This is a genomic window from Planosporangium flavigriseum, from assembly GCF_011947225.1.
Taxonomy (GTDB): domain Bacteria; phylum Actinomycetota; class Actinomycetes; order Mycobacteriales; family Micromonosporaceae; genus Planosporangium; species Planosporangium flavigriseum.
The window spans coordinates 19,942-32,522 of sequence record NZ_JAATVW010000010.1; the positions used below are offsets into that span (position 1 = coordinate 19,942).

Sequence of the window (12,581 nt, forward strand, 5' to 3'; positions counted from 1 at the left end):
CGCCTATTACTCCTGGCAGGCCCCCATCCGAACCGGGCAGGGTGGCCCGTGACCGCGTGGACCCGATGGCGTATCGCCGTCCCGCTCGTCGCGCTGTCGGCGCTCTCGTTGGCTGCGGCGCTGGCCGGCGCCGTCGCGTGGTGGTCCATCAGCGGTGCTGCAAGTCGCGCCGTCACGGTCGCCATCTCCCTGATCCTCGCCGCGAACCTCGCCGTCAGCGTCTCCATCGGGATCGTGCGGATCCGCGAGACGCCCTGGTTGCGGATCGGGATCGTCGTCCTGGGTTTTCTGGTTTCCTGCGGCCTGTGTGCGCTCCGCTGACGGAATCGGGCATACGGACGGTGGCGGCGATCGTTGACCTCGGTCCGGAGCCGGTGACAGGCTACGTGGCGTGACGCAGCAGGTACCAGAGCAGCCGGCACCGCACTGGTCGATCCATCTACCAGCCGGCGTTGACCAGGCGAGTGTCGACCTGGGCGCCGGCGGCACGCTGCCGGGCGCCTGGGTCGCGCGCTGGGCCGCCGACCCGGGCCGGACCGTGCTGTCCACACCGGACGGTCCGGCGCTGTCCGCCGCCGAACTGGCCGACCGGACTGCCACCGCCGCGGCCCGGTACGCCGCCGCCGGCCTGGCGCCGGGGGACCGGGTGCTGATGTCGGCAGGCCCGAGCCTCGACCTGATCGTCGCGTACGTGGGGGCGCTCCGGTACGGGCTGACCGTGGTACCTGCCAACACCGCGTACACCGCCCGCGAACTGGCGGCCCTCGCCGCCGAGGCTACGCCGGCCCTCGCGGTGGTCGACGACGCCGCCCGCGCGCTCGGGCTTCCCCAGGTGACAGGCGCGGACCTCAAAGGCCTGCCGGCACCCGCCGCGGGGATAGCTCTCGACGGGGTGGCCCCGGACGACGTCGCGCTCATCGTGTACACGTCTGGCACCACCGGGGCGCCCAAGGGCGCGCCGCTGACCCACGCCAACCTGCTCGCCAGCGCCCACGCCGTGCGGCTGGCATGGCGCTGGGAGCCCGACGATCGGCTGGCCCTGTGCCTGCCGCTGTTCCACGTGCACGGCCTCGGCGTCGGCCTGCACGGCACGCTGACGGCCGGCGCGTCGGCGTTCGTCATGCCCGGCTTCGACCCGGCCGGCGTCGGTGCGGCGGTCCGGGATCACGGGGCGACGATGTTCTTTGGCGTCCCGACCATGTACCACCGGCTCGCCGCCTCGGAGCATCTGCGAGACCTGAGCAGCCTGCGGCTCGCGGTCAGCGGCTCCGCCCCGCTCCCGGCCGACCTGCACGAGTCGGTGGCGCAGGGGAGCGGCCAACGGGTCCTCGAACGGTACGGCATGACCGAGACCATCATGCTCGTCTCCAACCCGTACGACGGGGAGCGGAGGCCCGGGACCGTGGGCTTCCCGCTTCCGGGAGTCGACGTACGACTCGCACCGCGCGCGGGCGGGGCCGCCGAGATCGAGGTGACCGGCCCGAACGTCATCGCCGGGTACCGCAACCGGCCCGACGCCGACGCGCAGGCGTTCGCGCCCGATGGCTGGTTCCGCACCGGCGATCTCGGCACCCTGGACGACGACGGGTACCTGCGCATCAGCGGGCGGGCCAAGGAACTCATCATCACCGGTGGTTACAACGTGTACCCGCGGGAGGTCGAGGAGGTCCTACGGGCGCACCCGGGCGTCGGGGACGCGGCCGTCGTGGGGGCGCCGTCCGCCGAGTGGGGCGAGACGGTGGCCGCGTTCGTGGTGCCGGCCGACGCGGTCGACACGGGCGTCCTGGAGCGCGAACTGGCGCAGTGGTGCGCCGACCGGCTGGCCCCGTACAAGCGGCCCCGGCTGTGGCGCTGGATCGACACCGTGCCCCGCAACGCGCTGGGCAAGATAGTGCGCCACGAGCTCGTGCCATAAGGTCTCAGCCGCGTCGATCGGCTGCCGATCGTAGGGGTATGGCAAGGAGTCCACTGTGCTGATGCGTCAACTGGAGTACCTGGCGGCGCTGGCGCAGGAGCGCCACTTCGCCCGGGCAGCCGAGGCCTGCCAGGTGGCCCAGCCGTCGCTGTCAGCCGGAATCCGGAAGCTGGAGCGCGAGCTCAAGGTCACGATCGTGCGGCGGGGCCGCCGGTTCGAGGGCTTCACGCCGGAGGGCGAGCGGGTGGTGATGTGGGCCCGCCGCATCCTGGGGGAGCGCGACGCCCTGCGTCAGGACCTGTCGGCCATGCGGGGCGGGCTGTCCGGGGTGCTGCGGGTGGGTGCGATCCCGACCGCCCTGACCGCGGCGTCGCTGCTCACCACGCCGTTCTGCGACCAGCACCCCCTGGCGCGGGTCTCGCTCGAGTCGCTGTCGTCGCGCGACATCGTGCACCGGCTGGCCGAGTTCGACCTCGACGTGGGCATGACGTACGTGGACGGAGAGCCGCTCGGCGACGTGCACACTGTGCCGTTGTACCGGGAGCGCTATCTGCTGCTGACGCCGACCGACAGCGCGTTGGCCGACCGGGACCGGGTCGGGTGGGCCGAGGTCGCGGGTACGCCGCTGTGCCTGCTCGCGCCGTCCATGCAGAGCCGCCGGATCCTGGACCAGAACTTCGCCGACGCCGGCGTGACCGTCACCCCGTCCATTGAGACCGACACCGTCTCGGCCCTGTACGCCCATGTGGCGACGCACCGGTGGTCGAGCGTCGTCGCGCACGCCTGGCTGTACCTGTTCGGTGTGCCCGAGGGGATGCGGGTGGTACCGCTGGAGCGCCCGCGCCGGTCGTACCACGTCGGCCTGGTCCTGGCCGACCGCGACCCGGGATCGATCATCGCCCGAGCGCTCGTGGACGTGGCGCACCGGGTCGACGTGCGCGGCGCGCTGGACCGGCTGCTGCGCCGGCACCTGCAGGCCGCAGCCCCTCCTCAGCAGCAGCCCTGATAGTTCTCAGCTATCAGGTGATAGTGAACTAGCCCTTGACCTGCGAAGCTCCACCGCGCGATCGTGATCTATACCCCATGTCGCGCGAACGGAGGGGTGGTACATGGCACCACTGCCGCAGCCGCCGGTCGAACAGGCGGAGCAGTCGTTGGAGCAGCAGGTGCGGTCGATCGTGGCGACCCACCGCGGCGACCGCGGTGCCCTGCTGCCGATCCTGCACAGCATCCAGTCGGAGTTGGGTTACGTCGACCCGGCGGTGATCCCGATCCTGGCCGACGAGCTGAACCTCTCCCGGGCGGACGTGCACGGCGTCGTCACCTTCTACCACGACTTCCGCTCCACCCCGGCCGGCCGCACGACCGTGCGGATCTGCCGCGCCGAGGCGTGCCAGGCGATGGGGGCGAACGCCCTCGCGGGCCACGCGCAGGCGCGGCTGGGCGTCGCGTTCGGCGAGACGACCCCGGACGGTGCGGTGACCCTGGAGCAGACCTTCTGCTTCGGCAACTGCGCGCTCGCGCCGGCCGTCCAGGTCGGCGACCGGCTGTACGGCCGGGTCGACGCCGACCGCCTCGACGGCCTGCTGGAGGTCGACGCGTGAACAGCCCGGTCACGGTCTACGTCCCCCGCGACTCGGCGGCCCGGTCGGTGGGCGCGGACGACGTCGCCGCCCTGATCGAAGGCGCTGCTATCGCGGCGGAACGCCCGATCCGCCTCGTGCGCAACGGCTCGCGCGGCGCGCTCTGGCTCGAGCCCCTCGTGGAGGTGGAGACGCCCGCGGGTCGGATCGCCTACGGCCCGGTGAACCCCGAGGATGTCGACGGCCTGATCGCCGCCGGGATGCTCGACGGCGCACCGCACGACCTGCGGCTCGGGCGTACCGAGGACATTCCCTTTCTTCGCGACCAGACGCGGGTGACGTTCGCCCGGGTCGGCGTCACCGACCCGCTCTCGGCCGACGACTACCTCGCCCACGGCGGCCTGGCCGGCCTGCGGCGGGCCCTCGAACTGACGCGTGAGCAGGTCGTCGCCGAGGTCACCGAGTCCGGCCTGCGTGGGCGCGGCGGCGCCGGCTTCCCGACCGGCATCAAGTGGAACACCGTCCGCAACGCCACCGCGGACCTGAAGTTCGTCTGCTGCAACGCTGACGAGGGCGACAGCGGCACCTTCGCCGACCGCATGCTCATGGAGGGCGACCCGTTCACCCTCATCGAGGGCATGGCGATCGCCGCGTATGCGGTCGGCGCCAGCGAGGGCTACATCTACATCCGCTCGGAGTACCCCGACGCCGTCGCCACGGTCCGCCAGGCGATCGAGATCGCGTACGCGCACGGCTGGCTGGGGGAGCGGATCTTCGGCTCGGACCTGTCGTTCGACCTGTTCGTCCGGGTCGGCGCCGGCGCGTACATCTGCGGCGAAGAGACCTCCATGCTCGAAAGCCTGGAGGGCAAGCGCGGCATGGTCCGGGCCAAGCCGCCGATCCCGGCGCTGCAGGGCCTGTTCGGCAAGCCGACGGTCGTCAACAACGTGCTCAGCCTGGCGTCGGTACCGATGATCCTGGCCGACGGCGCGGCGGCCTTCGCCGCGCACGGCGTCGGGCGCTCCCGCGGCACGCAGGTCTTCCAGCTTGCCGGCAACATCGCCCGCGGCGGCATCGTCGAGACCGACTTCGGCATCACCCTCGGCGACCTGGTCGAGCGCTTCGGCGGCGGTACCCGTACCGGCCGGCCGGTACGGGCCGTCCAGGTCGGCGGGCCGCTCGGCGCGTACCTGCCGGTGTCCCAGCTGGATCTGCCGATGGACTACGAGGCGTTCGCCGCGGCGGGCGCGATGGTCGGCCACGGCGGTGTCGTCGTCTTCGACGACACCGTGGACATGGCGGCTCAGGCGCGTTTCGCCATGGAGTTCTGCGCCGCGGAGTCCTGCGGCAAGTGCACCCCCTGCCGGGTCGGCGCCGTGCGTGGCGTCGAGGTCATCGACCGGATCGTGGCGGGGCAGGACCGGTCGAAGAACCTCGTGGTCCTGAACGACCTGTGCGACCTCATGACCGAGGGGTCGCTGTGTGCGATGGGCGGGCTGACCCCGCTCCCGGTGCGCAGCGCGCTGCAGCATTTCCCCGATGACTTCGGAGGCGAACAATGAGCCTGCTCAAGGAGCCGGACCTCGGCACCCCGGCCCGCGTCGGCGAGGCGACCGTCGATGTCGAGATCGACGGTCAGCACGTACGGGTGCCGGAAGGCACCTCGGTCATGCGGGCGGCGGCGCTCGCCGGCATCGACATCCCGAAGCTGTGCGCCACCGACAGCCTGGAGCCGTTCGGCTCCTGCCGGCTGTGTCTGGTGGAGGTCGAGGGCGGCCGGGGCACCCCGGCGTCCTGCACCACGCCGGTCGCACCGGGCATGCGCGTACACACCCAGACGCCGAAGCTCGACAAGCTGCGTAAGGGTGTCATGGAGCTGTACATCTCCGACCACCCCCTGGAGTGCCTGACCTGCTCGGCCAATGGGGACTGCGAACTGCAGGACATGGCCGGAGTCGTGGGCCTGCGGGAGGTCCGGTACGGCTTTGAGGGCGAGAACCACTTCGACGCGCCCAAGGACACCTCCAACCCGTACTTCGACTTCGACGCGAGCAAGTGCATCGCCTGCTCGCGTTGTGTGCGGGCCTGCGGCGAGGTCCAGGGCACCTTCGCGCTGACGATCTCCGGCCGCGGGTTCGACTCGAAGGTCACCGCCGGCAACGGCGAGAGCTTCCTGGACTCCGAGTGCGTGTCCTGCGGCGCCTGTGTGCAGGCCTGCCCGACCGCCACGCTGCAGGAGCGCTCCGTCGTGGAGCTCGGCATGCCGAACCGCACGGTGCTCACCACCTGCGCGTACTGCGGCGTGGGCTGCTCGTTCAAGGCCGAGATGCGCGGCGACGAGGTTGTGCGGATGGTCCCGTACAAGGACGGCGGCGCCAACGAGGGCCACTCCTGCGTCAAGGGCCGGTTCGCGTTCGGCTACGCCAGCCACCCGGATCGGGTCATGAAGCCGATGATCCGGGAGCGGATCACCGACCCGTGGCGCGAGGTCTCCTGGGAAGAGGCGATCAGCTACACCGCCCAGCGGATGCGCGACATCCAGGACCGGCACGGCGTCGGCGCGGTCGGCGGCATCACCTCGTCGCGGTGCACGAACGAAGAGGTGTACGTCGTCCAGAAGATGGTGCGGGCGGCGTTCGGCAACAACAACGTCGACACCTGCGCCCGGGTCTGTCACTCCCCGACCGGGTACGGGCTCAAGCAGACGTACGGCACCTCGGCCGGTACCCAGGACTTCAAGTCCGTGGCCAAGGCCGACGTCATCGTGGTGATCGGGGCCAACCCCACCGACGGGCACCCGGTGTTCGGCTCCCGGATGAAGCGGCGGCTGCGCGAGGGCGCCAAGCTGATCGTCGTCGACCCGCGCCGCATCGACCTCGTACGCTCCCCGCACGTCGAGGCGACCCACCACCTCCAGCTGGCCCCCGGCACCAACGTCGCCGTCGTCAACGCGATGGCGCACGTCGTGGTGACCGAGGGCCTCGTCGACCGGGACTTCGTCGCGGAGCGCTGTGAGGGCTTCGCCGAGTGGGCGGCGTTCATCGCCCGCCCGGAGCACAGCCCGGAGGCGGTCGAGCAGATCACCGGCGTCCCGGCTGCCGAACTGCGGGCGGCCGCCCGGCTGTACGCAACCGCGCCCAACGCGGCCATCTACTACGGCCTCGGGGTGACCGAACACAGCCAGGGCTCGACGATGGTGATGGGCATGGCCAACCTCGCCATGGCATGCGGCAACATCGGGCGCGACGGCGTCGGCGTGAACCCGCTGCGCGGGCAGAACAACGTCCAGGGCTCCTGCGACATGGGCTCGTTCCCGCACGAGCTGCCGGGCTACCGGCACGTCTCCGACGACGCCGTCCGCACCGTCTTCGAGACGCTGTGGGGCCGCACCCTGCTGGCCGAGCCGGGCCTGCGGATCCCCAACATGTTCGACGCCGCGATCGAGGGCTCCTTCCGGGCGCTGTTCGTGCACGGCGAGGACATCGCCCAGTCCGACCCGAACACCAAGCACGTCACGGCCGCGCTGTCGGCCATGGAACTGGTGGTCGTGCAGGACCTGTTCCTCAACGAGACCTCCAAGTTCGCGCACGTGTTCCTGCCCGGAACGTCGTTCCTGGAGAAGGACGGCACGTTCACCAACGCCGAGCGCCGGATCAATCGGGTACGCCCGGTGATGGCGCCCAAGACGGGCAAGCACGAGTGGCAGATCGTCTGCGAGATCGCGCAGGCGATGGGGTACCCGATGCACTACGACGACTCCAGCCAGATCATGGACGAGATCGCCATCACCACCCCGACCTTCGCCGGTGTCTCGTTCCGCAAGCTCGACGAGGTCGGCAGCATCCAGTGGCCGTGCAACGACGCCGCGCCCGAGGGCACGCCGATCATGCACGTCGACGGGTTCGTCCGCGGTAAGGGCCGGTTCATCGAGACCACGTACGTACCGACCGAGGAGCGCAGCACGCGGCGCTTCCCGCTGATCCTCACCACCGGGCGCATCCTGTCCCAGTACAACGTCGGCGCGCAGACCCGGCGCACTCCGAATGTGGCCTGGCACCCGGAGGACCTGCTGGAGCTTCACCCACACGACGCGGAGGTGCGCGGCATCTCCGACGGCGACCTGGTGACCCTGGCCAGCCGGGTCGGTGAGACCAGCCTGCGGGCCCGCATCACCGACCGGATGCCGGTGGGGGTGGTCTACACGACCTTCCACCACCCCGTCACCGGCGCCAACGTGGTGACCACCGAGAACTCCGACTGGGCGACGAACTGCCCGGAGTACAAGGTGACCGCGGTACAGGTGGGGCTCAAGCAGGTCAGCGTGGCCACCAACGAACTGTCGACTTCGGCGCTGGCGGACTGATGGAGGCCCTTCCTTACGTGCGGCTGGCCAACGAGATCGCCGTTCAGTTCCGCCACTGGGAGCCCGGCGAGGCGGCCGCCGAGATCGCCGCGCACCTGCGCAGCTTCTGGGACCCGCGCATGCGTACCCAGCTCATCGCACACGTCGAGGCCGGCGGTGCCGGCCTCGACGTGTTGATCATCGACGTTGTCGCGCTGCTCAGGGAGCAGAAAGTCCACTGAGGATCGACGTGGCGGTGCGCTGGCGCGGAATGCGCACCGGCACCGGCTGAGACGGCTGCTCCGCCAGCTGCGCGGCGGTGAGCGCCTCGGTGGCCAGGCTGGTCTTCGCGGCGACGGCGATGTCGGCGTCCCGCCAGGCGAGGCGTTCCGCGGCGGACGCGTTGAGGTAGGCGCTCAGCAGGTGCTCACGGGTGGCGAGGAGCCGCCGCAGCTCCACCACTGACGGGTCCTGATCGCGGTCGCCGTCAGCGGGGGCGAACGCGGCGGCCGCGGCGGCGCGGTGGGCGGCGGCGTCGGCTTCTTCAAAGGCCCGCCAGGCGCTCTCCACCGCGGTGTGGGCGGCCTCCCAGGCGGCGCGGCGGCGCTGCGCGGTCATGGTGGCGTTGGCGGCTGCCGTGGTCAGTTCCTGCGCACAGCGGAGTTGGGCTTCATGCCGCTCGCGACGCAGCTTTGCCGCACCGGCCCGTACCCGGGCCCGTAGCATGCGCTCGCGCCAGGTGGGCGCGTACATCAGCGCGAACCCGAATACGGCCAGGCTGACGAGAACGACCCACACGCCGAGGGCGTTGCGGGCACCGATGAGCAGGCTTTGCTGGGCAGTTTCGAGCATGGCAACCTCACCGAAGTCGTGGTGTCCGAGGGAGGAGGGGGCGCCGCCGACGAGGGCGGGCGGATGCGAGAAGCAGCCGGCACAGCAACGCCAGCTACGCCCCCGAAGGGGGGGCGGTCGGCTGTGGCCGGCTAGGCCAGGTGACGTGGTGGGGCGCGCGGTCCGCGGGGCGTGACTGCCACGCCGGTCAGCGGTCGGGCGTCGGGGCGCGCCGTGGTCGACCACGACGATCCACCCACCGGTTGCCCGACGGGCGTGCCGAGCGGCGCGATGCCGGCTCGGCTGTGGCTGTCGGGCGGCGCGATGCCGGCTCGGCTGTGGCTGTCGGGCGCCGCCCCGGCGGCGGAGCCGTCCGGTGCCACCGAGTTGGTGGTGACCCCGAGGCCGGTGGCGACACCGCCGGAGATCGTAGTCGCGGTCGGGGCGGTGACCGACGCGACGGTCGCGGCGCGCAGCGGCTCGGCCGGCCCCGCGGTGGCGGTGTCAATTCCGCTGCCGACCGTCAGGGCCAGCAGGGTCAGCCCGGTGGTGAACGAAAACAGCCGTCGCGATCCCCACCACCGGCGGGGAAGCGAAACGGCCATGCAACCAAGATATCGAAGTAGGTGCGCCTGCGGCCGACCCGGTGGGGAGCGTTCCGCAATGTGGACACGAACCTGTCCACATTGCTGCGAGCGTCGCGGCGGCGGCGCATAGCCCGGCCGGCGTCCGACGGACGGACGATGGCCCGTCAGTGGTCTGGTTGAGGTGCCTTCGTCCGGATAGTTGCCGATTTCATGGAAGGTAAAATTGCAGGAAATGCACCAATGAAAGCTGGAGAAGGTACCGACCCGTACCTTCAGCGCCAGCCGGTACCGACCACGCCGTGGACCCGGATGGTCATGGGCCGAGCCGATCCAGACGAAAGTGGAATGTGATGGCGCGGATCCTCGTCGTTGATGACGACCCGGCGGTCCGGCAGCTTCTCGCCGATGTGTTGGGGATGAACGGGCACGAGGTCCGGACCGCCGCCGAAGGGCTCGCCGCGGTCGACGCGGTGAAAGACTTCTCGCCCAACTGCATCGTGCTCGACGTCATGATGCCGGGCATGGACGGCTACGGCGTGCTCAAGAACGTCCGCAGCCAGCACGGAGATCCGGTGCCCGTCATCATGCTCACCGCCGCCGCGGACCCGGACTCCGCGGCGCGGGCGTGGGCGGACGGTGTCGACTACTTCCTCGCGAAGCCGTTCAGCGCCGACCAACTGCTCGAACTCGTCGGCGGGATGTTCGGTAGCGTCCGCTGACGGATGCCGCCCCGCCAATGGCTTACTAACCTGGTACCCGTGACAGCTCCCCAACGGCGCGACTACGACATCGCCCTCTTCGGTGCGACGGGCTTCACCGGCGGGCTCACGGCCGAGTACCTGGCCGCCCATGCCCCGGCGGGTATGCGGTGGGCATTGGCTGGACGTAACCGCGAGAAACTGGCGGCGTTGCGCGACCGGCTCGGCGTCGACGTGGCGATCCTCGACGCCGACGTCACCGACGCGACATCGTTGCGCCGGCTGGCGGAAGTATCCCGGGTGGTCATCACCACGGTCGGCCCGTACATCCGGTACGGCGAGCCGCTCGTCGCGGCCTGCGCGGCGGCCGGCACCGACTATGTCGACCTGACCGGGGAGCCCGAGTTCGTCGACCGCATGTACCTGCGCCACCACGCCACGGCGGAGCGGACGGGTGCCCGGCTCGTGCACGCCTGCGGGTTCGACTCCATCCCGCACGACCTCGGAGCGCTGTTCACCGTCGAGCAATTCCCACCCGCCCGGCCGATCCGGCTGCGCGGGTACGTCAGCGCCGGTGGTGTCCTCTCCGGCGGGACGCTCGAGTCGGCGGTGACCGCGTTCGCGCGCTTCCGTCAGGCGGCCGCCGTACACCGCGAGCGGCGCCGCGCGCAGCCGCCGCGCCCCGGCGAGCGCCGGGTGCGGGCCGTGCAGGGGCGTCCCGGCTACGACCGTGGCGTGGACGCCTGGGTGCTCCCGCTGCCCACGATCGACCCCCAGATCGTGGCCCGTTCGGCGCAGATGCTCGAGGCGTACGGCCCCGACTTCGAGTACAGCCATTTCCTGACGTCGAAGAATCCGCTCGTGGCGGCGGGGCTGACCACTGTGGTGGCGGGTACGTTCGCCCTCGCCCAGCTGCCGCCCACCAGGAAGCTGCTGCTCCGGATGCGCCCGTCCGGCACCGGCCCGACACCTGTTCAGCGCGAGAAGGGGTGGTTCCGGGTGCGGTTCATCGGAGAGAGCGGCGACCGGCGGGTCGTCACCGAGGTCGCCGGGGGAGATCCGGGGTACGGGGAGACGGCGAAGATGCTGGCCGAGTCGGCGCTGTGCCTGGCGTACGATCCGCTGCCGCAGACGGCCGGGCAGGTGACCACCGCGGTGGCGATGGGCGACTCGCTGCGCGCTCGCCTGGAGCGGGCCGGCATTACCTTCCGCGTAATTTCACCCGGCTAGACCCTCCCGTTTGGTGCCCCTGCGGCCGGGTAGCCGGACTCGGCGATCACGAGGGAGGGGTAGTTATGGTGATTGCGTCCGTTGCCCGTGATCTGGCTATCCTGATCGCCCGGGTCGGTGTCGGCGTCGTGTTCGTCGCCCATGGCTGGCAGAAGTTTGCAACCTTCGGGGTCAGGGGCACGGCCGCGTCCTTCGACCAGCTCGGGGTGCCGCTGCCGACCGTGTCGGCCTGGTTCGCCACGCTCGTCGAACTGCTGGGCGGCGTCGCCCTGATCCTCGGGCTGGGCGTGCCGGTCGTCGGGCTCCTGGTGTTTGTGGACATGGTCGGCGCGTACTTGCTCGTCCACGCCCGGCACGGCATCTTCGTCCAGGAGCGGGGCGGCGAACTGGTGATCGCCCTCGGCGCCGCTGTCCTGCTGCTGGCCGTCGTCGGCGCCGGCCGGTTCAGCCTCGACCACCTGGTCTTCTCCCGCCGTCGCCGGGGCGACCGGAGCGCCGGCCCGGACGACCGGGTGACCGAGCCGAACCCGGACTCACCGCCAACCGTCCGCTGAGGACGCCTCGTCAGGCGATGACGTCGACGCGCCCGGTGTCGAGGTCGTACCGCCCGCCGACGACGAGCAGCGCCCCGGTGCGGACGCGCTCGGCGAGCAGGGTGTCGGCCTTCAACCGGGCGACGGTCAGGGTGACCTGCGCGCGTACCGTGTTCTCGACCAGGTCGCCGGGTTGACGGACGGCGACGTCGTACGCGGGGCGCAGGGCGTCGACGACCGCCTGGACACAACCCGGAGCCCGGCCCCCGTTCTCGGCGATGGCCTCGATGGCGACGGCGACGGCGCCGCAGCGCTCATGCCCGAGCACCATGATCAGGCCGGTGTTGAACTCCTCGGGCCCGAGCTCGATGCTGCCCAGGGTCACGGCGTCCACGCTCTGCCCGCCCGTACGGATGACGAAGAGATCACCGAGCCCGCGGTCGAAGACCAACTCGGGCGGCACCCGGGAGTCGATGCAGGAGAACACGACGGCGAACGGTGACTGGAGGGCCGCCACCGCCTCCCGCCGCATGATCGACTGGTGGGGGCGACGCAGGCGCCCGCTGGCCCAGCGCTTGTTGCCCGCGAGGAGAACGGCGAGCGCCTCGCGCGGGTTGGGCGGGAGAGGCTCGGTGGACGGGTCGGTGCCGGCGGCGGCGGGGGCCGGTGGGGCAAGGGCAGCCGCGGATGCGGGCGCGCCCAGGGCTGTGGCGAGGCCCGCGCCGCCCGCGACGCCGGCCAGCTGGATGAGATGGCGACGGGACAGATGACGGCGAGACAGCGGTCGAGTCATGGCAGGATCCTCACGCGCGAGACGCCGACTCGCGAGTCGATAGGGCCATTCTCCCATCATCGGCCCTCG

At 71.3% G+C, this 12,581-nt stretch carries 13 protein-coding genes; 10 read left to right on the top strand and 3 right to left on the bottom strand.

Annotated features, from left to right (window positions below; all coding sequences use genetic code 11):
• The first annotated feature begins 48 nt into the window (after positions 1 to 48).
• The 7 genes from HC028_RS15310 (at position 49) to HC028_RS15340 (ending at position 8,082) form a co-directional block, all read left to right on the top strand.
• The gene (locus tag HC028_RS15310) at positions 49 to 321 is read left to right on the top strand and encodes a hypothetical protein (protein ID WP_168077877.1); all 273 of its coding nucleotides are present in this window, start codon (positions 49 to 51) and stop codon (positions 319 to 321) included.
• A gap of 70 nt (positions 322 to 391) precedes the next feature.
• Positions 392 to 1,915, top strand: a complete 1,524-nt coding sequence (locus HC028_RS15315; protein WP_203981550.1) for an AMP-binding protein — start codon at positions 392 to 394, stop codon at positions 1,913 to 1,915.
• Between the two features lie 61 nt (positions 1,916 to 1,976).
• Positions 1,977 to 2,921 carry a LysR family transcriptional regulator gene (locus HC028_RS15320; protein WP_239075690.1) on the top strand — a complete coding sequence of 315 codons (945 nt, stop codon included), beginning with the start codon at positions 1,977 to 1,979 and terminating at the stop codon, positions 2,919 to 2,921.
• Positions 2,922 to 3,024: 103 nt separating this feature from the next.
• Positions 3,025 to 3,519 (top strand): formate dehydrogenase subunit gamma, encoded by a 495-nt coding sequence (locus tag HC028_RS15325; protein WP_168077881.1) that lies wholly within the window; start codon positions 3,025 to 3,027, stop codon positions 3,517 to 3,519.
• Positions 3,516 to 5,060 (top strand): formate dehydrogenase beta subunit, encoded by a 1,545-nt coding sequence (locus HC028_RS15330; protein WP_168077883.1) that lies wholly within the window; start codon positions 3,516 to 3,518, stop codon positions 5,058 to 5,060. The genes HC028_RS15325 and HC028_RS15330 overlap by 4 nt, the downstream gene beginning before the upstream one ends.
• Positions 5,057 to 7,861 carry a formate dehydrogenase subunit alpha gene (fdhF, locus tag HC028_RS15335; RefSeq protein WP_168077885.1) on the top strand — a complete coding sequence of 935 codons (2,805 nt, stop codon included), beginning with the start codon at positions 5,057 to 5,059 and terminating at the stop codon, positions 7,859 to 7,861. Before HC028_RS15330 ends, fdhF begins: the two co-directional genes overlap by 4 nt.
• Positions 7,861 to 8,082, top strand: a complete 222-nt coding sequence (locus tag HC028_RS15340; RefSeq protein WP_168077887.1) for a formate dehydrogenase subunit delta — start codon at positions 7,861 to 7,863, stop codon at positions 8,080 to 8,082. The genes fdhF and HC028_RS15340 overlap by 1 nt, the downstream gene beginning before the upstream one ends.
• Here the strand turns inward: HC028_RS15340 and HC028_RS15345 are convergent.
• Both HC028_RS15345 and HC028_RS15350 read right to left on the bottom strand, forming a co-directional pair.
• Positions 8,060 to 8,692 carry a hypothetical protein gene (locus tag HC028_RS15345; protein WP_168077889.1) on the bottom strand — a complete coding sequence of 211 codons (633 nt, stop codon included), beginning with the start codon at positions 8,690 to 8,692 and terminating at the stop codon, positions 8,060 to 8,062. The genes HC028_RS15340 and HC028_RS15345 overlap by 23 nt on opposite strands.
• A gap of 131 nt (positions 8,693 to 8,823) precedes the next feature.
• A complete protein-coding gene (locus tag HC028_RS15350) occupies positions 8,824 to 9,276 on the bottom strand; it encodes a hypothetical protein (RefSeq protein WP_168077891.1) in 453 nt (150 codons plus the stop codon).
• Between the two features lie 332 nt (positions 9,277 to 9,608).
• Here HC028_RS15350 and HC028_RS15355 point away from each other — a divergent pair, with 332 nt between their 5' ends.
• From HC028_RS15355 to HC028_RS15365, 3 genes are all read left to right on the top strand, one after another.
• Positions 9,609 to 9,977, top strand: coding sequence for a response regulator transcription factor (locus HC028_RS15355; RefSeq protein WP_168077893.1), 369 nt, complete (start codon positions 9,609 to 9,611; stop codon positions 9,975 to 9,977).
• A gap of 39 nt (positions 9,978 to 10,016) precedes the next feature.
• On the top strand, positions 10,017 to 11,186 hold the full coding sequence (locus HC028_RS15360) for a saccharopine dehydrogenase family protein (RefSeq protein ID WP_373314014.1): 1,170 nt from the start codon (positions 10,017 to 10,019) through the stop codon (positions 11,184 to 11,186).
• Between the two features lie 65 nt (positions 11,187 to 11,251).
• A complete protein-coding gene (locus HC028_RS15365) occupies positions 11,252 to 11,740 on the top strand; it encodes a DoxX family protein (protein WP_205861435.1) in 489 nt (162 codons plus the stop codon).
• A 10-nt stretch (positions 11,741 to 11,750) separates the two neighbouring features.
• Here HC028_RS15365 and HC028_RS15370 read toward each other — a convergent pair whose 3' ends face one another.
• Positions 11,751 to 12,512, bottom strand: coding sequence for a carbonic anhydrase (locus tag HC028_RS15370; RefSeq protein ID WP_168077897.1), 762 nt, complete (start codon positions 12,510 to 12,512; stop codon positions 11,751 to 11,753).
• Between the last annotated feature and the right edge of the window lie 69 nt (positions 12,513 to 12,581).

Excerpts from the sequence above, each read along its gene's own strand:
- HC028_RS15320 (WP_239075690.1), top strand. The coding sequence starts at position 1,977 with ATGCGTCAACTGGAGTACCTGGCGGCGCTGGCGCAGGAGCGCCACTTC.
- HC028_RS15325 (WP_168077881.1), top strand. The coding sequence starts at position 3,025 with ATGGCACCACTGCCGCAGCCGCCGGTCGAACAGGCGGAGCAGTCGTTG.
- fdhF (WP_168077885.1), top strand. The coding sequence starts at position 5,057 with ATGAGCCTGCTCAAGGAGCCGGACCTCGGCACCCCGGCCCGCGTCGGC.
- HC028_RS15340 (WP_168077887.1), top strand. The coding sequence starts at position 7,861 with ATGGAGGCCCTTCCTTACGTGCGGCTGGCCAACGAGATCGCCGTTCAG.
- HC028_RS15345 (WP_168077889.1), bottom strand. The coding sequence starts at position 8,692 with ATGCTCGAAACTGCCCAGCAAAGCCTGCTCATCGGTGCCCGCAACGCC.
- HC028_RS15350 (WP_168077891.1), bottom strand. The coding sequence starts at position 9,276 with ATGGCCGTTTCGCTTCCCCGCCGGTGGTGGGGATCGCGACGGCTGTTT.
- HC028_RS15355 (WP_168077893.1), top strand. The coding sequence starts at position 9,609 with ATGGCGCGGATCCTCGTCGTTGATGACGACCCGGCGGTCCGGCAGCTT.
- HC028_RS15365 (WP_205861435.1), top strand. The coding sequence starts at position 11,252 with ATGGTGATTGCGTCCGTTGCCCGTGATCTGGCTATCCTGATCGCCCGG.
- HC028_RS15370 (WP_168077897.1), bottom strand. The coding sequence starts at position 12,512 with ATGACTCGACCGCTGTCTCGCCGTCATCTGTCCCGTCGCCATCTCATC.